The organism is Serratia sp. BIGb0234 (assembly GCF_024809915.1).
GTDB classification, from domain to species: Bacteria; Pseudomonadota; Gammaproteobacteria; order Enterobacterales; family Enterobacteriaceae; genus Serratia; species Serratia liquefaciens.
Map to the genome: position 1 here is coordinate 1165653 of NZ_JANUEI010000001.1, position 19328 is coordinate 1184980.

Sequence of the window (19328 nt, forward strand, 5' to 3'; positions counted from 1 at the left end):
TAGTTCTATGCCCTTCGCCTTTCTGACCACGGCCTTTGAAAGCGATAGGGCATATATTATGTGCCTGCTTTCCGCACGGTGCCGCGTGCAGAGCAAGGCTCGGGTACAAGCTGACCGGATTCAGCTATTTACCGCTCCGGTTCTCATTAATAAACGCACGGATTTTTACTTCCATCTATAGCATAGCAGTGAATTAGCGCCTGATTAATTTAATTACAAAACGCTGACGATAATTAATTAAAGCCAACATTGGCGGGGGCTCACAATATTGAGTTAATAAGAGGTAATTTGGTTTTGTATTTTTATTTTTTATCATATTGTCAGTGCTGTCCACTATTTTATTTATTATAAATAAGCCCATTCCGAAACGTACCTTTTAAAGCTTATAAATTATTTTATATGCCATTAGTCGATCCGCTCCACACTGAACGCTTGTCAGCAGGGTGAATAATGAAACAGATAAATGCAGAAATGACCTGTGAGAAAGAAATACCGCAACCTGATTCATCAGGATTGATTAACCACCTGCGGAAAATGGATATCGGTGCCGTACCGGTTGCGCTGTTTATCACCATTTGCGCGATTGTCGCCGTATCGGCCTACGCCAACTTCCTGCCAAAGAATATGATCGGCGGCCTGGCGGTGATCATGACGCTGGGCTTTGCGCTGGCGCATTTAGGTAAAAGCATTCCGGTACTGCGTGATATTGGCGGCCCGGCCATTCTGTGCCTGATGGTACCTTCGGTGCTGGTGTACTTTAATTTTTTCCAGCCGAACGTGATGGGTACCGTCCATCTGCTGATGAAAGACGCCAATCTGCTGTACTTTGTGATCGCCAGCCTGGTGGTCGGTAGTATTCTAGGCATGAACCGGGTGATTCTGATCCAGGGCATGATCCGTATGTTCGTCCCGCTGGTGGTGGGCACGGTAACGGCGGTGGCAACCGGATTGCTGGTGGGTAAGCTGTTTGGTTTTACCTTCTATCAGACCTTTTTCTTTATCATCGTGCCGATCATCGGTGGCGGTATCGGCGAGGGCATTTTGCCGCTGTCGCTGGCGTATTCCGCCATTCTGGGGTCGACACCCGACGTGTATGTGGCGCAACTGGCGCCGGCGGCGGTGCTGGGCAATATCTTTGCCATTGTCGCGGCCGGAGTGTTGGCGCGACTGGGCATGAAACGCAAGGCGTTGAGCGGTGACGGCATGCTGATCCGTTCGGCGGAGGAAAACGCGGTATTCGATATCAAGGAAACCAGCGGCAACGTCGATTTCCAGCTGATGGGCGGTGGCCTGCTGGTGATTTGTGCCTTCTTTATCGTCGGTGGCCTGTTCGAACATATCGTGCATATTCCCGGTCCGGTGCTGATGATTCTGTTTGCGGTGCTGTGCAAATATTGCCGGGTGATCCCAACCTCAATGGAAACCGGTGCGCACAGTTTTTATAAGTTCGTCTCCACCGCGCTGGTGTGGCCGCTGATGATTGGCCTCGGCATGCTGTATGTTCCGCTGGAAAGTGTCGTGGCGGTGTTCTCGGTCGGTTATGTGGTGGTATGCGGTTCGGTGGTGTTGTCGATGGGGCTGGTGAGTTTCCTGATTGCGCCTTACCTGAAAATGTTCCCGGTTGAAGCGGCGATTGTTACCTGCTGCCACAGTGGCTTAGGCGGTACCGGCGATGTCGCCATTCTCTCCGCATCAAACCGGATGGGGCTGATGCCATTTGCACAAATCGCTACGCGCATCGGCGGTGCCTCTACCGTTATCGGCGCCACGCTGTTATTGGGTTGGTTAATTTGAATCCGGGCTAAATTAAGGATTGCCGGGGTGGATTGCCCCGGTTTTTTTATTTTCGCCTGCCGCTAATAATAAGCACTCAAACGGAGTCGGAGTTGAAGGTAATATTTTAATCAGATAGTTCTGTATTTTAATAAAAAGTGTCTATCCTGTTCTTTAAGGGATTATCGTTCTCATTAAGAGTGCTCATGGAGGGCGCCAAGCGCATTAGCGAGATCCCCGTATTTATTCAGCACCGGAACACGGCCATTAAGGCCATCCGACAGTGATCGTAGCGATTCACTGAAATGACGAATATGGAGATACTCTTATGTCATCAAGCAATCAACGCGTTAACCCATCGGCAGAAGCTACAAGCGTATTGGCCCTTCAAGGAGCCTATAAGGCTGACAGCGATCCTGAATTGAACGTCATTCATCCTTCGAAAAGTTTTGAAGATGCCGGGTTGGCATTGATCCGCGGCGACCGCAGTTGGCACGACAAAGGTGTGACCGATACCGCGGTTAACCTGAGTTACAGCTTCTGGGAACAGGCGCCAGGCAACATGTCTAGCATGGGGATCGGCGGCTTCAGCAGTTTCAATGAACAGCAGCGCGAACAGGCGAAACTTTCGCTGCAATCCTGGTCGGATGTGGCCAATATCACGTTTACCGAAACCAGCGATACCCAAAGTGCCAATATCAAATTTGGCCTGTTCGATGTCAGTTCACGCGGCTCCTATGCCTTCGCCTATAACCCCGATACCTCCCCATCGGTGGCTGGGCAAACCTGGTACAACGCCACAAGCAATGTGTTCGCCAATAACCTGATCCATGAAAACGAATATGGCCGTCAGACGTTGACGCATGAAATTGGCCATGCGCTGGGGCTCCAGCACCCTGGGGATTACAACGCTGCCCCGGGTGTGAGCATCACTTACAACAATGACGCGACCTATTTTGAAGACAGCCGCGCCCACAGCGTGATGAGCTACTTTGGTGAAAGCAGCACCGGCCAAGATTTCAAAGGCGCTTACTCTTCGGCTCCGCTGTTAAATGACATTACGGCGATCCAGCAGTTCTATGGCGCCAATATGTCTACCCGCAGCGGCGACACGGTTTACGGCTTTAATTCCAATACCGATCGTGATTTTCTCACCGCCACCCACGCGCAGGATAAAATCGTGTTCAGCGCCTGGGATGCAGGCGGTACGGACACCTTTGATTTCTCAGGCTTTAGCCAGAATCAACGTATTAACCTCAACGAGAAGTCCTTCTCCGACGTGGGCGGCCTGGAAGGGAACGTGTCAATTGCCGCCGGCGTGACCATCGAAAATGCGTTTGGGGGATCCGGCAACGATGTGATCATCGGCAACGCCACCAATAACATTTTAATCGGCGGCGCGGGGGACGACATTCTGTACGGCGGCGGTGAATCGGATCATCTGTTTGGTAATGAGGGTAAGGACACCTTCGTTTATTTCGCCGCCAACGAATCACGTGCTGATGCGCCGGATTGGATCGTGGATTTTGTCAGCGGTGAAGACAAAATCGATCTGACGCTGTTCAACACCGGCAGCAGCAATGGCATCGAGTTCGTTAGTCAGTTCAGCGGTAAGGCCGGTGAAGCCTTGTTAACTTACGATGAGCTCAATCACGTCAACGATGTGGCAATCAATCTGGGAGGTGGGTTCGACAGCAGTGACTTCCTGGTGAAAGTGATTGGCCAGCCGCTGGTGGAGAGCGATTTCGTGCTGGTTTGACGGTTGCAGGCAACAAAAATAGTGCTTTATTGGGAAAAACACGACAATTCCTATTAATTTCGTCATGTTAGCCTGACATAGTAGCGCACAGAAGGCCGGGCTTGCATACCTCGGGCTTCTGCCGAATCGCCAACCAATCCGGTTGGCGATTCATTTTCCATCTTTCAGCATGTTGATCGCCGCGCTTATCAGGATCCGGCGTTCAATGTCGTTGCTTTCGGCCAGTTGCTGCGCCAGGTGTTTTGCCAGCGTTTCGACCGATAAAACCTCGCCGCGATGACGCAACTGCATCACGCTGTCGCCGATCAAACGCGCCACTTCATCCCACACGGTTTTTATCTCCTGCTCCGAGAACATCATGGGTTACCTCGGCTGGGTGATTTTTGGTCAATGTAGCAGTTGAGGTCAGGGGGCGCCACCGTACCGATCGCACAATGCCAAAACCGGATGCATAAAAAACAAGCCATCAGTATTTCTTCTGGTTTTTTCGTCCAATACTAACAGTGTCGAATATCTGGAGGGTGAATGATGAGACTGGTCGATAAACTGGCTGAGTACCATCGCCGGAGCCGGCGGGCTGAAGCGCAACATTGGCTGTACCGTTTATGGCTGCCGCAAGGGGAGGCGAGAATTACCTATTTACGCGAGTTGTTGGAGCCTGAGGCTAAGCAACCCGCGAAGCGGGAACACTGAAAGAAGGCGTGTCAGTATCCGGCCGGACTGCGTTACTCGAGAATATCTTCGATCTCTTCAAGCACCTGGTGACCCAGGTCGGTGGTGATCATCAAAATACCGCAGACCAAAATAACCAGCGCCAGCAGCAGTAAGGCGATTTGTACGCCGTTGCCATTTCGTTTTGCCATGGGGCCTGCTCCTTGCCGTTAGCCGAAAACTATTGCCGCCCAGCGCAATAACAGTAGGGCGAGACAGATCAGCAATAATATTAAAAACATCTTCCAGTGCTTGCTGCGCATGCGTTTGGTGGCCAATGTGACCTCCTGTTTTAGTGATCAGCTGAAATACCAGCCGCCGATAACAAAGATAACAATCACGGCGACCGCCAGAACTTTTAACAGGTCGCTGAAGGTGTCATCGGGGTCTTTGTCGTCATTCTTCATTTTACCGCCTGGCCGAGAGCCATTGAGTGAATTGCGTTCACAGTATGCCTGTTGTCCCGGCATAGGCACAGGGGTTTACCCCAAACAGCCGTTAAAAGAGCCCAATAAGGCGGCTGCGGGCTGAATTCGGCAGTGCAGGCAGCGCCGGATACGTTGTACTATTCTGTCTGCACAATGATTTATTTAAAAAGGTATGGCAATGGCGAGCGAAATTCCGAAGAAATATGAAAACACCGAGCGTTGGGCGTTCGGCAAGACCGAGCAGCAGGCCGACGACGTGGCCAAGCTGATCCTGGACGGCACCAAGACGGCAACCTGCTCCAATCTGGACGGCGAAGGCATCCCGCTGGCCGGTGACGTATTTGTAGTGGTGGATGGTAAAGGTCAGCCGGTTTGCGCGGTGGAACTGACGTCGGTAGAGATGAAAACCTACGATCAGGTTGATGAGGCCCATGCTTTTGCCGAAGGGGAAGGTGACCGTTCGTTGGCCTATTGGCGTAAAGAGCTGCAGAGCTTCTTTGAAGAATATGAGCTGTTCTCACCGGACATGACGCTGGTGCTGATGAATTTCAAAGTCACAGAGACTTTCTGATTTGACGTCCCCCGTTCCTTACGTCTGCCAATGGGCGACGCCTGAACTGGCGGCCGACCTGATTGCCGGGCGCGTGACGCTGGCGGATGACGCTAACTGGGCGCTCAGCGGCGCGCGCGACCGGGCTGAATATATCGAATGGGCGAATCACGTTTGCGGTATGGCCTGCCTGAAAATGGTGTTGAGCCACCGCGACGGCGATGCGCCGCCGCTGTTGGAGCTGGCGCGCCGTAGTTTGCCTTATGGGGCTTACGTGCGTGAGGGGGATCGCATCAAGGGGCTGATTTATGCGCCCTTTGTCGACTTTGTGCGTGAGCAGTTCGCCCTGGAGGCGGAGGTTCAGGTGGGTATTGAGGCGCAAGCGCTGCCACAGCTGTTGGCGCAGCGACGCTATTTTATGGCCTCGGTGCACCCTGGCATCCGCTGGCCCGAACAGACACCGCCACAGCGGGGCGGCCATCTGGTGTTGATTACCGCCGCTGAGGCGCAGAGCGTGACTTTTCACAATCCGTCTGGCGATCGGCCGCAATCGCGCCAACAGGTCACCTTACCGTTGGGCAGCTTTGCCCGCTTTTTCGCCGGGCGCGGTATCGCAATAGCATAAAAAAACGCGCGTTGTTCCCAGCGAAACAGCGCGCGTTCTCAGATATTCCATCATTCAATCCAACCGCATTACCCAGGCATCGGTCTGGCGATCGTAATGCTGCTTATACAGCAGCGATTGCTTGCCATCGAGTATTGCCGGGATGCTGGTGTGCTCATCCCAACCGTCTAACTGCATGCACAAATCGGGATCCGACTTGCAAGGGATCGCCAGTGTACTGACCTGCTCGGGCGAGGAGGACAAATGTGCGTCATCAACCTCGAAACTGCCTATTTTAACCACGGTTTTGCCCATTGGAACTCCTTGCTTGCTGTGCTGGTATGAGGTGTGACCAGTTGGGTCATCTTAATCAGCATAGCTAAATGAGCAAAAAATGCCACATAAAAAATACAAACTGGCAACATGAGCATTCAGCGGCTAGCGCAGGGGCTTAATACTCCACGACAAAACTCAGGTTGTCCTGGTAGGTGCCCACCGGCACTTCGGTTTGCGCCTGGTTGATTTGCGCCAGGTAGGGAATGCTTTGTGCCAGCCCTGTGCCAGAGCCTGCTTGCTTGTTAGCGCTGTTCCACACCGTGGTGGTGTTGGGCAGGTAAATTTGATACTGCAGATAGTTGCTGGTGCCACTTTTCATTCGGCGCCATCCGGTGACGGGGTTATTACCATCGGTAAAGTAGGTATTGTACCCCTCGGTTTTAGTGCAGGTGAGGGTGATGCTTTGGTTCACCGGATTAAACTGACCCACCAATGCCATGCTGCCGAAATTGACGTTTTGTGCAGTACCCAGCAAACAATCTTTGGTGATCGTCAGGCTGATGTCCACGGTGCTGGGCTTATTGGTGCCGTCCCACCAGATGCAAAGCCCAATCAGACCCAGGCCGCAGATATGGTAATTCCACACCAGGTTGACGGTATCGGTATAGGTACCTGCGCGCACGTTAGCCCCGGCGGTAGTTTTGATATACAGCGGGAAATTGACGTTGGGCGAGATCAGGATCAGCGTCAACAGGTTCAGTGAACTGTAATCGATGGTTTGTCCGACGCTGTAGGGATATTGGTAATTCGCATCGGGGTAAATCAAATAAGGAATCTGATCGCCGGAACCGTCGGTATTAGCCAGCGCCATATTGTGGGTGGTCGAGTTGATTTTAACCGTCACGGTGTTTTGCGTCAGCAGCGACAGGCCAAGGCCGCTGCAGTTGAGCCCGGCGGTACCTTGAGCGCTGAGCGAACCGTTGTAGACGGCAAAAGAGCTGCTGCCGGGCAGCGTCACGGCACCGTTGGTGGTGGTACAGTCGGCGAGCGCCTGGCGGGCTGTGAGCAAGAGCAGCGCCAGCAATAACGCCTTGGTTCCACGGATCATATTTGTCTCCATAATGAGTTACTGGCAAACGATCGGCCCGATACTTTGGATACCCTGGGTTTTGGTCAGGTTGAATTGCGCCTGGCAAGGGGCACTGCCGTCTGCCGGGATAACGCTCAGCCGGTTTTGCAATTGCACCGGATCCACATAGACCATGCCATCCCAACCGACGTAGCTTTGCTGTTTGCTGCCGATAACGGCCACTTCACTGCCATTAGCCAGTGGTTTGCCCCGGGCGTCGACCAGTTTGACGTCGGCGGCGGAAATGTGCTGGATGGGAAAATCGACCAGAAAACCGCTGTGATCGCGGATTGCCACGGTTTTCTCTACGGTGGGAACCGCCACGTCTGCAGGCAGGTTGAGCGGATCGATTTGGAATTTGGCGTGGTAGTAGGAAGTGACGGTTGGCACCAGCAAATAGCCTTTGGCGTTGGTCACCCCGATTAACTGATTTTCATAGCGGACCGGGATGTCCGGGTAGCCCTCGGTAGAGATCAGGGCGAAGGCGTCATTGATGGTGTTAGTGGCATACAGATCGCCTTTCATTGCCACCAGCGAGCCGCTCACTTCGCCCCAGCGGGTATAATCATTGCTGTTGCCGTACATCCCGCCGCGGGCTTCGAGCAGGCGGGTACGCCAGGTGATATCGGCCTGGCTATAGCTGTCGCTGCTCTGTCCGTCCGCATAGGCCAGGTTCCAGCCCAAACCACCGTCGGTCGGCGCGGCACGGCTGTAGCTGACGCGTTGGTTCCAGCGATTGTTGTTGTCACGAGAGGCGCTGACGCTGGCGGTACCCCAACTGTCGAAGGGAATGGACAGTTGCAGTTGGGCGCTATAGCCGCTGCTGCCGATTTCACGGTTCACTGACGCATACAGACTGGTATTGCGCCACAGCGAGATGCTGTAGGAGAAGTTGGCCAGACGAGTGCGTTGGCCAATGGCGTCACGGACATCGAAATAGCCGGCGCCAATGCTACCGAATCGGTTCAGACCGATACTGCCGGTCAGTTGATCGGTACGGCGGCTCAGACGATAGTCACTTTTATACACCGAAATATCACCGAAGCCGGCGCTGCGCAGGATGCGCTGAGCATTCAGACTGTAATAGCGGTTGCTGTAGGTGTAGCCGATGCTGCTTTGATCGCCATGATTGGAGCTGTATTGATAGACCGGCTGCGGATCGGGCTGCGGGATAGGTTGACCGGTCAGGGGATCGTAGTAGTTGGGTTGTTGCGAAGGTTGATAATCGTTAAAGGCATTATCGCTGGCCTGGCTGTAGCTGTACGAGGCATTGAAAACGCCCCATTGACCAAGGCGAATATTCGCACCTGCGCCACCCACCGCCAATTCCGCTGCGCCTTCGGCGCGGCCTTCCAGAGTCAACCAGTCAGTGACGCCGTAACGTCCGCTGCCACTGGTCACCCACTGGCCATAATCGGCAGAGCTCATGCCATAATTGCGTCGCAGGGCACCGGCGGACAGGCTGAAATCGCTCATGCCGGTCTGCAACAGGTTACTGGCGACATAAAACGGCACCACGGTACTGACTTGTCGGCCCAGTGCATCGGTGGTGACCACGGTGGCTTGGCCCGCGCCGTTAATGTAGGGCACGGTATCCAGGGTGAAAGGACCGGGGTTAACGCTGGTGCTGCTGTTTTTATAGCTGTTGATATACAGATCGACGCTGCTGGGCAGTGCCGCCTGGCCCGAGAACTGCGGTAGCGGATAGGTGATCAGGTCTGGCCGGGAAGCAAAATTACGCGCCAGCTGGACGCCGCCGATACGTACCGAACTGCTCCAGGTCAGGGCGCCGGTGGTGAGATCGCCGGCGGTATAGCTAAGCAGGCGGTCATCATCATTGTAGCGCCACTGACTGTCGTAGCGGATATAACGGTTGTCCTGCTCACTGTTGGCGGAGGTGTTAAAGCTGCCGCGGAAAATACCGGTGTTCGACACCACGCCAAAGCCATCGAACAGCCGTTGTTCTGTCCAGGCAGAAAGAGAGCCCGGCTGGCCGTTGGCGCTGCTTTGGCTGGCGTACAAATCGTAATTGAACAGCAGGCCGAGACTGCTCTGCGCCGGCAGGCGATCCAGTGGGTTCTGAGCGTTGAATTTTTGATTGGGTAGCCAGTCGTTGGGGACGTTGATCATCAACTGTTGGGTTTCACCGCTGTAGGTGACGTCCACTTTCTCTAATTGGTCGACGGCAATTTCTTTCGCCTGTTTATCCGCTACCGGCAGGCCGGCGTCGAGCAACTGCTGTGGTGTGAGGTAATAGTGGCCGCCGCGATAGATCACTGGCACCACTTTCCCGGTCTGACGACCATTAACCACCGGCTCCAGATACAGGGTGGTATCCGGCATGCTGATGGCGCTGGGCGGCGGCGGCAAATCGTCGGCGCAAGCGTACGGTAGCCACGGCGTGGCCACTGCGCACAGTACGGCGAATGCTAACGGCTTCAGCCCGAACCCGTTACGCCTGGGGGACGGTATCCTGGTTAACGGCACATCAAGCTCAATAAGCGGTTAAGGTTATCGGCTGTTTGTTATCGTTGACCGTGGCTTGCAACTGACCGCTGCTGAAACTGCCCGATGCCGGCAGGGCAAAGCGCATCTGCGAGCCGGGCAACACATACCCCATCAGACCGGCATTAAGCGTTTTTCCCTGCATCGTCACTTTGGAGATACGCGCATGTACGATGCCCTGGTTGCGCACCTCCAGCCAACGTCGGCTACTCTGTTGCAACAGACGGTAGCTGAGCTGCGGCTGGTTGGCGGTGGCGTAATCGCGCGGTTTTTCTGAGTCTTGCTTGGTCCAGACCCCTTTACCGCTGACAAACAACGGGACTGAATAGCGCATCTGGAATTTCAGCCCCATCTGCGCCCCTTCAGGCGCGGATTGACTGCCTGAATCTTTTACCGGGACTTCATCAATCAGAATACGGTAGGCGCGCTCCTGCCCGGCGGGCGGCGGGGTTTGTTTAACCAGCCGGATCAGTTGGCGTTTTCCTGGTGCAATTGAGGCAACCGGCGGGCTGGCGATGACTTCGCTTTGGTTGCTGTAGTCGTCTTTACCGGCGGTCTGTTTCCAGCCGAGCACCCGCACTTGCATATAGACCGGCTTGCTGTCCCGATTTTCCAACCATAGCGCCGTCGCGGGTTGTTGATCTTCAATCACTGGATCTATGGGCCAAATCAGGATCGACGCGGCGGCCAGAGCCTGTTGTTGGCCGACAATCAGCAGCGCTGCCGTCAGTGGCAGTCGGAAGGGTATGCGCATGGCTAAATCCTTATTCAAAATACTAATAAGTGACCGTCAGTAAGACCGTATCGCTGTATGTGCCACTGGTGGGCAGGGTACTGGTCGAGAACAAACGGGCATAAACTTTTATTTCCTGGGTGCTACCGGTCGCGGCGACGACCTCTGTGGTGCCGCCGTTACTGCCATCGCCCCAAATGGTGGAATAATTACTGTCCTGGTAAAGCTGATAAATCAGGGTCTCGGGGGTCAGGGTATTTTTCAATTTGCGCCCGGCGGAGATAGAACCGGTGACATTGTTGCCGATGCCAAGCGCCAGCGTGACGCTCAGACCAGGGTTGCAGCGAAACAGCACGGAACCGGCCCCCGAACTGGAAACTATGCTGATATTGCTGGCTAACGAGGAGATCTGTCCAAAGTTGAGGTTGCCGAAGGTGGTGACATCGCTGCTGCCGCTGCCCAAAATACAGCCTTTCACTACCGTCGCGTTGACGGTAAGCGCCTGGGTTTTTTGCTGATCGTTGACGCCCGTGTCGCCCAGTACCGGCGGCGTTATCATCCAGAGCAGTAAACCACCGCTTAAAATACGCATTACCCTTACCAATTGATGGTGACCTGCACGGTGTCGGTGTAGCTGCCGATCGGAGGAGTGGATTGCACCGGGATCATGCCATACACCGGTAACCAGTTATCCTGACCGTTGGCGGTTTGCGATACTCCGGTCAAATTATCCCAAATGGTGCTGTGGGCGCTGGTGGTATACAGGTTGTAGTTCACCTGTTGGCCAGCGGCACTTTTCAGGTAACGCGCCGCGGTGTTACCGCTTTGTCCGCCGCCCAGCAGGACGTTGTAACTGGTGCCGTTGTTGCATTTGACACGAATGGCGCCCGCGTTTTGTTGCCCGGCAATACTGACGTTGGTAGTGAGGAAATAGACCGTACCAAAGTCCAGCGAACCAAAGCTGACATTGCCGCCCGAGTTGCTGCCTGCTTCACAGGCCTTCAACAAGGTAGCAGTGACGCCGATGGTGGCGGTTTTGCTATCCGCGTTCACCGCCAGGCTCAGCGTCAGCAACCCAAAAACAAAAAGGGCTTGCCGCACTGTTACCAGGTTACCGTCATCGTCACGGTATCGTTGTAGGTATCAGGATCTGGCGTAGTGGCCGCCGCCGGGACACGACCATAGACAATTAATGGAACCGCTGAGCCGGTACCGGTGCCGGTCAGGGCATTGGCGCCGCTGGACCAGGCGGTAGCGCGGGCCGAATCCTGATAGAGGTTGTACTTGATCAATGCGCCCGCCGTACTGGCCATTTGGCGTTGGTTACCGGCACCCACGTGCAGACCGTTATTCAACGCCACGGTATAGGCGGTGCCTGTGGTACAGGTCAGCGACAGGGTACCTGCACCGCCGGAACCGGTTGCGCTGGCGTCAATAATGTTGGACAGGGAAGAGTAAGTCCCGAAGCTAATGGCGCCAAAGTCGTTGGCGCTACCCGCGCTGTTTCCACCGCCGACCACGCAACCCGCGCCGATGGTTAAGGTTACGCCCAGGTTGCCCTGAATAGTGCCTGCTGCATTAGCTGCGCCGTTTGCGCACAGCAGGGTGGCTACCGAGGTCAATGCCATCAGAGTTTTTTTCATATTAGTTTCCTTGCTGTGTAAGGGAGAACCCCACAAAAGCGCCGCCCGGAACCGGGTTAAACGCATTAATTTATTTACAGTTTAATTAATAGAATAAGAATGCTGAATTGTCTTGGTCAGGAGCCAAAAATTATCTTTATTTTTGAAAGGCGTCGGTATATTTGGCAAGTCGGGAGGATAATGCCGAAAAGGGTAAATGATTAGAATAATAATATTCCCCTATCGGAATATTATTAGCGCCATTAACTGGCCGGCATTTTCCGGCCAGTTTCAGCGCATCTACTGATGAAAATCCAACGCACCGTCGCGAACCAGTTCGCGGGGCAGATTGTTTTTTATCCGGCTGCCGATGCGTTTGGCGATCCCCAGCGGCTGTTGCTGATAGGTCACGATGCATTCATCGGTCAGCGGCGGTGAGTCCGGGTACAGGTCGCGGCCGTGATACCACTCCTGCGCCAGTGTGGCATCCAGCTCAAAGCGCTGCTTACCGTCAGCCGCCGCCAGCGCGATCACCGCTTCGTGCTGCCAGCGATAGCCTTTGGTGAAGCGTTCGGCCAGTTTCAGCCCAATGCGGGAAAAACGTACTTTGTTGACGAACGTTTCCAGCTCGGCGGGGAACAGCCAAATCTCTTTATCGCGCGTCCACAGACGGCTGGTTTCATCCCAGACCAACCCGGAAGCAGCGGCGGCCTGGGCGATTTCAGCAGAGTCCTTGGCGGAAAGCGGCGCGAACGGGAATTTGCCCAGCTTATAGCTTGGTTTCGCCAACGCGGGCACGGAGTGATGTTTGCGCAGGCGGGCCACGAAAAAGCCTTCGCTGTCATAGATCTGCGGGAACACGTGCAGGAAGCCTTCGGCGGTCAGGGCCTGTTTGGCGCCTGGGAACAGTTCGCCCAATGGCTCGACGCTGACCGCGTCGCCATAGGTCGCCAGCAACCCGTTGACGATCTGCTGATTTTCCTGCGCGTTGAGCGTGCAGGTGGAGTAGACCATGACGCCACCCGGTGCCAGGGCATGGAAGGCGCTGTCGATTAACTCGCGCTGAGTCTCGGCGATGGAGGCAACGCTTTCCGGCGACCAGTTGCTCATAGCGTCCGGATCTTTGCGTACTACGCCTTCACCGGAGCAGGGTGCATCCAGCAGAATGGCGTCGAAGCTTTCCGGTAGTGCGGCGCCGAATACCCGCCCGTCAAAGTGGGTGAGCGCCGTGTTTTTAACCCCGCAGCGGCTGATGTTGGCATGCAGCACCTTGACCCGGCTGGCGGAATATTCGTTCGCCACAATGCCACCCTGGTTGTTCATCAAGGCCGCAATCTGAGTGGTTTTGGAACCCGGCGCGGCGGCGACGTCCAGCACCCGACGTGGCGTTTCCCCTGCGGCGAACAGTGCGCTGACCGGCAGCATCGAGCTGGCTTCCTGAATGTAAAACAGGCCGCTCAAGTGTTCCGCCGCGCTACCCAGCCGCAGTTCCTCGTCTTTGCGCTCGATCCAAAAGCCTTCCGCACACCAGGGGATCGGCTCCAACTGCCAGTCGTAATCCTGCACCAGCGTCAAAAAGTCGGTAACGCTGATCTTCAGCGTATTCACTCGCAGGCTGCGGCGCAGCGGGCGTTGGCAGGCGGCAATAAAATCGTCCATCGACAGGTCGGCGGGCATGATGGCACGCGTCGCGTCAAGAAAGGCGGGCGGCAAATAAACGGAGGCAGGTTTGGCCACGGGGTGAGCTCTCTGGCAGCTGTCAAAATAAGGGCGGAAGTTTACCACAAAGCTGGAAACAGTAGGGGCCCAGCATTGCTGAGCCCCTGAGAAGGTGACTTATTTACTCTTTAGGGATGGCGGTGCCCCAGTCTCTCCAGTCCTTAGGTTCCTCCGCATTCAGCATAAAGTGCTTGTGCGGCGTGGCCTTAGGCGCCAGCGGAATACTTGGCGGGGTGGCGAAAGCAATGCCGCCGCGAATGAACTGCTGGAAGGTGCCGCTCTTGATCACGCCGCCGGTCAGGCCAAACTGCAGGTTATAGCCGGAGGCTTGCCAGAACACGCTGTTGTTGCGAACCAGATATTGGTATTTCTTGCTGATGCGCAGCGCCACGTGGATGCGATCGGACATGGCCCCCAGATAGAAACCGGTGACGGTGCCCACTTCCACGCCGCGGAACAGCACCGGGGTCCCAATCTGCAGCGAGCCGGTTTCGGCCGCGTCAAGGATCACGCTCAGGCCGTCCAGATAGCGCGAGTCGGTGATGCTGGCTTCCTGCAGCTCAAAGCTGCGCAGCTCGCGCCCGCGACCCGGTTCCACGTTGATATAAGGTTGCAGCAGGGTATCGAGGTTGCTGACTCCGGCGGCGGAAATCTCCGGCGAGACAATCGAGAATCGGCTGCCCAGGCGTGCGAAGGTCTGGACGTATTCCGGATACAGCACCGCCTTGGCCAACACTTCATTTCGCTCTGGCGCCAGCTTCAACGAATCCACCTGGCCGATATCGATGCCGAGATAGCGCAGCGGCATACCCGGCGACAGTTTGCTGGCGTCGTAGGTTTTCAGGATGATCTGGCTACCCACCGCGCGGGCGGCGGTTTCCGTGGCGTACAGTACGCGTTTGGCGCCTTTGTCCAGCGTTACGCCCTGCAGGTTGTCGAAACTTATGGCGCCTTTCAACGCGCGGTTAAGCGGGGATGCCTGTACCGTCAGACCGTTGCCGTTCAACTGCACCTTGGCACCACCTTCGGCCCAGAAAATGCTTTCACTGGTCAACAGCTTGCGGTATTCCGGGCTGATATAAACATCGACTTCAAACTCGTTGGCTTTGGGCCGCACGTTAACAATTTCGCCCACCTGGAATTTGCGGTACAGCACCACCGAGCCGGCCTGAACGTCAGGCAGGCTGACGGCGTTCAGCGTCAGGGTCGGCGTTGGGCTGTTACCGACGATGCCCGCCTCGGCCTTTTCGCTGTTGCCGTACAGTGGATACTGGCCGACCGGCTCGCCTTTGCTGCCGGGGATGATGCGCACGCCGCCGTCCAGCCATTCCTGCGCGCTGGCACCCAGCACTTCCATGCCATCGAGCCCCAGCTTGACGTCGACGCGGCTGTTGACCACGAACTTGCTGTCTTTATGCAGCAGGCGGCGATATTGGGCTTCCACGGCGGCGGTGAACACCACGCCGCTGTCGGTCAATGCGCGGCTCATTATTTGGCCGACCTTGACGCCATGAACCACTAGCGGCTGGCCAACGTCGATGCCGTAACTTTGCGGCGCGTTAAGCGTTACGGTCAGCACGCCCGGCTGTTGCAGTAGGGTTTCGCTGCTGTCCAGCACGTTGAAGTGCTGCTGCGGCTCGCCTTCGCCCGGCACCAGCTCCAGCGTATTGCCGGTCAGCAGTTGGCTGAGTTTAGCGTCGTTAAGGCTCAAGCGCGGGCTGCGCATGACGATCCGCGTACCGCTGCGCATTAAATCCACCACCGACGGATCGATGGTCAGTTCGCCGGTGACCTTACTGTCTTGTTCCAGCGTCAGTTTGGTCAAAGTACCTACCTGCAGCCCCTGATAAATCAGCGGCGTGTGATTTTCACTCAGACTGTTACCGCTGGGCAAATCAAGCGTAATGTTAACGCCACGCTGGCTGTGCGCCAGATCCGGGTAGAGGGTGTAACTTTGATCGGCCTTGGCCTGTTGACCGTCGAGCGGTGAATCAAAAGCGATGGCGCCGTTAACCAGCGCGGCCAGGCTTTCCATCTGCACCGAGGCGCCCGACAGGCTGAAATCGCCCTTAAAGCCGGAAACGTTCCAAAAACGGCTGTTGCCCTTCACCAGATTGGCAAAGCGGCGATCGATCAGCACATCGATAGTGACGCCTTTATTCCCTTCGGAGATGGTGTAGTCATACACCTTGCCGACCGGAATTTTGCGGTAATAGACCAGCGAACCGGTATTGAGCGACCCCAGATCGTCGGCATGCAGGTGAATCATCAGCTCGCCGGTGTTCAGCCGGTATTTGGGCTGAGTATCGAGGGCGGTGAAGTGGGTTTGCGGCTGCCCGCTGCCCGGCATCATGCCAATGTAGTTGCCGCCGACCAGCGCATCCAGGCCTGACACGCCCGCCAATGAGGCTTTTGGCGTAACCAGCCAAAATTGGGTGCCGTCGCGCAACGAGTCTTCCAGATCGCTCTTGATGCTGGCTTCGACCACGATGCTGCGCAGATCCTTGCTTAGGCTGATGCTCTGCACGGTGCCGACTTCTACACCTTGATAGCGCACCGGGGTACGGCCAGCGACGATGCCTGCCGCAGACTGAAAATCAATGGTCACCGTGGTGCCGCGTTCCTGGAAATTGCTATAGACCAGCCACCCCGCAATCAGTAGGGCAATAAACGGCAGTAACCAGAATGGCGAAATGCGGCGCTTGTTTTTGACCCGCGCTTCAGTCGGTGTATTCGGCGTTTCCTGTTGCATGTGCATCCCAAATCAATCGGCTATCCAGCCACTCTACGGCAAGAATAGTTAAAATAACCGCAGACCCAAAGTAAAAGGCTGCCGGTCCCATAGTAAAAGATAACAACTGGTCGCGGTTCACCAGCGACATCATCAGTGCAATAACGAATAAATCGAGCATTGACCAGCGGCCGATCCAGGTCACCAGCCGCAGCAAGCGAATGCGCGTTTTCAGGCTGTGCGAGGTTTTGAAATGAATACTGAACAATATCGTGATCAGCACAATGACCTTGGTAAAGGGCACCAGCACGCTGGCGATGAAGACGATGGCGGCGATCGGCACATTGCCGGAGCTTGCCAGTGACACCACCCCGGAGAATATAGTGTCTTCCATCCGGGCGCCATTGGCGTAAATGATCGATATCGGCAACAGGTTGGCCGGGATCAGTAAAATCATTGCTGCAATCAGCGCCGCCCAGGTTTTTTGCAGGCTGTAGGGCTGACGGTGACACATGGGCACATGGCAGCGCGGGCAGCGTCCGCGCTCATCGGGATAACCGGTGAAATGGCACGACAGACAAATATGCAGTGCCGTCGGTGGGCCTTCAGGTTGCTCTTGCGGGTAGTAGCGTTCCCACAGCTGTTCCAGATTGACGTGGATCAGCGTCAGGATGCTGAGCAGGGTGAGTGACAGGTAGGCGATCAGGGCGCTGCCGGCCTGGATATCGGCATACTCTTTGACCTTGATGGTTGCCACGGCCATACCAATCAAATAAATATCGAGCATCACCCACTCTTTTAACCGTTCCAGCATCAGCAGCACCGGGCGCAGGTTCATGCCCAGCGCATGGCCGAAACGCAGGTACAGAAGTGACAGCGCCAACGTCAGTGGAGCACCTATGGTGCAGAACGCCACCATGCTGGCGGTGATAGGATCACCCTGGCGGCTCATCTGCCAGATGCCTTCCAGCAGGCTGGCGTCGATACGTACGCCCAGCAAGCGGATGCTGATCAGCGGTTCGCTGAAGGCGAAGGGCATCAGCAGCAACATGGTGACCGCCATGGCGGTCAGTCGGGTCATCGACCAGTCGCGTCCGCTGACCACCTTCGCATCACAACGCGGGCAGTAGGCTGCCTGTTTGCCGCTCAGCGGCGGCAACACAAACAGCAGGTCGCATTCGCAACAGCGCTGGTGGCGTGCTTTGGAAAGTGGGCCGGTGATAGCGTGTATTTTCATCATGAGAAAAGCTGCCCTATAGCTCGCCGCAACAGTTAGCGTAGCTGAAAAATAAATCTGTCCGTGCTCATCGGTTCAAGCGCCGGGCGGCAAAACAGGGTTTCAGACCGGCAAACATACCTTGCCCGGTAGGGTTTTGTGAAGCAACAGATGATTAACCTTGTGGCTATAGGCATTTAATGCTTATTTTATAGGGCTTAAGACTTGGGCTTCTGGCCATCTTCACGGTATTAATGGTTAACACATGACAAAAGAACAATTCTACGCGGAATTAAAACGTGATTTGTGCGCGCTGCTTGACGGGGAAACCAACTTTATCGCCGCGTTGTCCAACGCCAGTGCGTTGATCAACGAGCGCCTTGATGACGTCAATTGGGCAGGTTTTTATCTGATGGATGGCGCGCAATTGGTGCTCGGTCCGTTCCAGGGGAAAATCGCCTGCGTACGTATTCCGGTAGGCAAGGGTGTGTGCGGGACTGCCGTGGCGGAAAACCGCGTGCAACGTGTTGGTGATGTCCATGCGTTCCCAGGCCATATCGCCTGTGACGCAGCCAGTAATGCAGAAATTGTGCTGCCGCTGAATGTTAGCGGTCAGATTATCGGCGTTCTTGATATCGACAGCACAGTTTATCAACGTTTCGACGAACAGGACGAAAGGGGCCTGGAAGCAGTGGTGGCGGGGCTTTGTGCGCAGCTGGAACAGTGTGATAGTGCGAAATATGTCACTGTGGCAGCAAGTTGATCTACGGTTAACGTGGCATTTACCGATGGCGTCATTATAATGACGCCTGTTCATGCCTGCGCTGGTTGGCAAACCCGTTGTAATCAGGAAATTTCATGGAAAATCAACCTAAGTTGAACTCTAGTAAAGAAGTCATTGCTTTTCTTGCCGAGCGTTTTCCGCTCTGCTTTAGCGCCGAGGGCGAAGCTCGCCCGTTGAAAATCGGTATTTTTCAGGATCTGGTCGAGCGTGTTCAAGGGGAAGAGAACCTCAGCAAAACGCAATTGCGTTCTGCCCTGCGCCTGTACACCTCTAGCTGGCGTTACCTGTACGGCGTCAAAGTTGGCGCGCAGCGCGTCGATTTAGACGGCAACCCGTGCGGTGAACTCGAACAGCAGCATGTCGATCATGCCCGCCAACAGCTTGAAGAAGCGAAAGCGCGCGTTCAGGCACAGCGTGCCGAACAAAACGCCAAAAAACGTGAAGCTGCCGGCGAATCAGCCGATGCGCAACCGCGTCGTCCACGTCCAGCCGGTAAAAAACCTGCTGCACGTCGCGAAGGCGGAGCCGCACCGGAGAACCGCAAGCCACGCCCACAAACTCGCCCACAGCCCGCTCGTCAACCTCGTGAAGTCAAAGAGGAAAGCCAGCAGCGCCATGTGCCAGTCACGGATATCTCTAAACTGCAAATTGGCCAAGAAATCAAAGTCAGAGCAGGCAAGAGCGCGATGGATGCTACCGTACTCGAAATCGCTAAAGATGGCGTACGTGTGCAGCTCTCTTCCGGTCTGGCGATGATTGTGCGCGCAGAACACTTGCAGTTCTGATAC

At 55.4% G+C, this 19328-nt stretch carries 20 protein-coding genes; 7 read left to right on the forward strand and 13 right to left on the reverse strand.

Going from position 1 to position 19328, the window contains the following annotated elements; translation table 11 throughout:
* The first annotated feature begins 450 nt into the window (after window positions 1-450).
* Window positions 451-1794: a 2-hydroxycarboxylate transporter family protein gene (locus M2407_RS05785; protein ID WP_259217056.1), complete on the forward strand. Its 1344-nt coding sequence runs from the start codon at window positions 451-453 to the stop codon at window positions 1792-1794.
* Window positions 1795-2101: 307 nt separating this feature from the next.
* Entirely contained in the window at window positions 2102-3532 is a 1431-nt protein-coding gene (locus M2407_RS05790; protein ID WP_259217058.1) for a serralysin family metalloprotease, read from the forward strand.
* Between the two features lie 150 nt (window positions 3533-3682).
* On the opposite strand, the gene M2407_RS05795 is transcribed toward M2407_RS05790, so the two are convergent.
* From M2407_RS05795 to yniD, 3 genes are all read right to left on the reverse strand, one after another.
* The gene (locus M2407_RS05795) at window positions 3683-3892 is read right to left on the reverse strand and encodes a hypothetical protein (protein ID WP_041414492.1); all 210 of its coding nucleotides are present in this window, start codon (window positions 3890-3892) and stop codon (window positions 3683-3685) included.
* Between the two features lie 365 nt (window positions 3893-4257).
* On the reverse strand, window positions 4258-4395 hold the full coding sequence (locus tag M2407_RS05800) for a hypothetical protein (protein ID WP_153263172.1): 138 nt from the start codon (window positions 4393-4395) through the stop codon (window positions 4258-4260).
* 18 nt (window positions 4396-4413) lie between these two features.
* Window positions 4414-4506: a small membrane protein YniD gene (gene yniD / locus M2407_RS05805; protein WP_369982358.1), complete on the reverse strand. Its 93-nt coding sequence runs from the start codon at window positions 4504-4506 to the stop codon at window positions 4414-4416.
* Window positions 4507-4849: 343 nt separating this feature from the next.
* Here yniD and M2407_RS05810 point away from each other — a divergent pair, with 343 nt between their 5' ends.
* Complete coding sequence (locus tag M2407_RS05810; RefSeq protein WP_020826536.1) at window positions 4850-5242, forward strand: ASCH domain-containing protein; 393 nt, start codon at window positions 4850-4852, stop codon at window positions 5240-5242.
* A gap of 1 nt (window position 5243) precedes the next feature.
* On the forward strand, window positions 5244-5846 hold the full coding sequence (locus M2407_RS05815; protein WP_128864322.1) for a hypothetical protein: 603 nt from the start codon (window positions 5244-5246) through the stop codon (window positions 5844-5846).
* Between the two features lie 54 nt (window positions 5847-5900).
* Here the strand turns inward: M2407_RS05815 and M2407_RS05820 are convergent, their stop codons facing one another.
* From M2407_RS05820 to M2407_RS05830, 3 genes are all read right to left on the reverse strand, one after another.
* The gene (locus tag M2407_RS05820; RefSeq protein WP_044550237.1) at window positions 5901-6140 is read right to left on the reverse strand and encodes a DUF1480 family protein; all 240 of its coding nucleotides are present in this window, start codon (window positions 6138-6140) and stop codon (window positions 5901-5903) included.
* Window positions 6141-6276: 136 nt separating this feature from the next.
* A complete protein-coding gene (locus M2407_RS05825) occupies window positions 6277-7209 on the reverse strand; it encodes a spore coat protein U domain-containing protein (protein WP_259217068.1) in 933 nt (310 codons plus the stop codon).
* 18 nt (window positions 7210-7227) lie between these two features.
* Window positions 7228-9573 (reverse strand): fimbria/pilus outer membrane usher protein, encoded by a 2346-nt coding sequence (locus M2407_RS05830; RefSeq protein ID WP_259217070.1) that lies wholly within the window; start codon window positions 9571-9573, stop codon window positions 7228-7230.
* Here M2407_RS05830 and M2407_RS05835 point away from each other — a divergent pair.
* Entirely contained in the window at window positions 9572-9739 is a 168-nt protein-coding gene (locus tag M2407_RS05835; RefSeq protein WP_020826541.1) for a hypothetical protein, read from the forward strand. The two genes, M2407_RS05830 and M2407_RS05835, sit on opposite strands and share 2 nt — an antisense overlap.
* On the opposite strand, the gene M2407_RS05840 is transcribed toward M2407_RS05835, so the two are convergent.
* The 7 genes from M2407_RS05840 to yebS all read right to left on the reverse strand — a co-directional run bounded on the left by M2407_RS05840 (window position 9725) and on the right by yebS (window position 17777).
* Complete coding sequence (locus M2407_RS05840) at window positions 9725-10489, reverse strand: molecular chaperone (RefSeq protein WP_259217073.1); 765 nt, start codon at window positions 10487-10489, stop codon at window positions 9725-9727. The genes M2407_RS05835 and M2407_RS05840 overlap by 15 nt on opposite strands.
* A gap of 22 nt (window positions 10490-10511) precedes the next feature.
* The gene (locus M2407_RS05845) at window positions 10512-11060 is read right to left on the reverse strand and encodes a spore coat U domain-containing protein (protein ID WP_020826543.1); all 549 of its coding nucleotides are present in this window, start codon (window positions 11058-11060) and stop codon (window positions 10512-10514) included.
* Window positions 11061-11065: 5 nt separating this feature from the next.
* Complete coding sequence (locus M2407_RS05850) at window positions 11066-11569, reverse strand: spore coat U domain-containing protein (RefSeq protein ID WP_259217075.1); 504 nt, start codon at window positions 11567-11569, stop codon at window positions 11066-11068.
* Window positions 11570-11571: 2 nt separating this feature from the next.
* Window positions 11572-12111 carry a spore coat U domain-containing protein gene (locus M2407_RS05855; protein WP_122079008.1) on the reverse strand — a complete coding sequence of 180 codons (540 nt, stop codon included), beginning with the start codon at window positions 12109-12111 and terminating at the stop codon, window positions 11572-11574.
* A 279-nt stretch (window positions 12112-12390) separates the two neighbouring features.
* Window positions 12391-13827: a 16S rRNA (cytosine(1407)-C(5))-methyltransferase RsmF gene (rsmF, locus tag M2407_RS05860; protein WP_259217078.1), complete on the reverse strand. Its 1437-nt coding sequence runs from the start codon at window positions 13825-13827 to the stop codon at window positions 12391-12393.
* A 103-nt stretch (window positions 13828-13930) separates the two neighbouring features.
* Window positions 13931-16561, reverse strand: coding sequence for a PqiB family protein (locus tag M2407_RS05865; RefSeq protein ID WP_115059027.1), 2631 nt, complete (start codon window positions 16559-16561; stop codon window positions 13931-13933).
* Complete coding sequence (gene yebS, locus M2407_RS05870; RefSeq protein ID WP_048762701.1) at window positions 16530-17777, reverse strand: membrane integrity lipid transport subunit YebS; 1248 nt, start codon at window positions 17775-17777, stop codon at window positions 16530-16532. The genes M2407_RS05865 and yebS overlap by 32 nt, the downstream gene beginning before the upstream one ends.
* A gap of 244 nt (window positions 17778-18021) precedes the next feature.
* On the opposite strand from yebS, the gene M2407_RS05875 reads away from it, so the two are divergent.
* Window positions 18022-18519, forward strand: a complete 498-nt coding sequence (locus tag M2407_RS05875; protein ID WP_020826549.1) for a GAF domain-containing protein — start codon at window positions 18022-18024, stop codon at window positions 18517-18519.
* 95 nt (window positions 18520-18614) lie between these two features.
* On the forward strand, window positions 18615-19325 hold the full coding sequence (proQ, locus tag M2407_RS05880; protein WP_020826550.1) for an RNA chaperone ProQ: 711 nt from the start codon (window positions 18615-18617) through the stop codon (window positions 19323-19325).
* Window positions 19326-19328 lie beyond the last annotated feature (3 nt).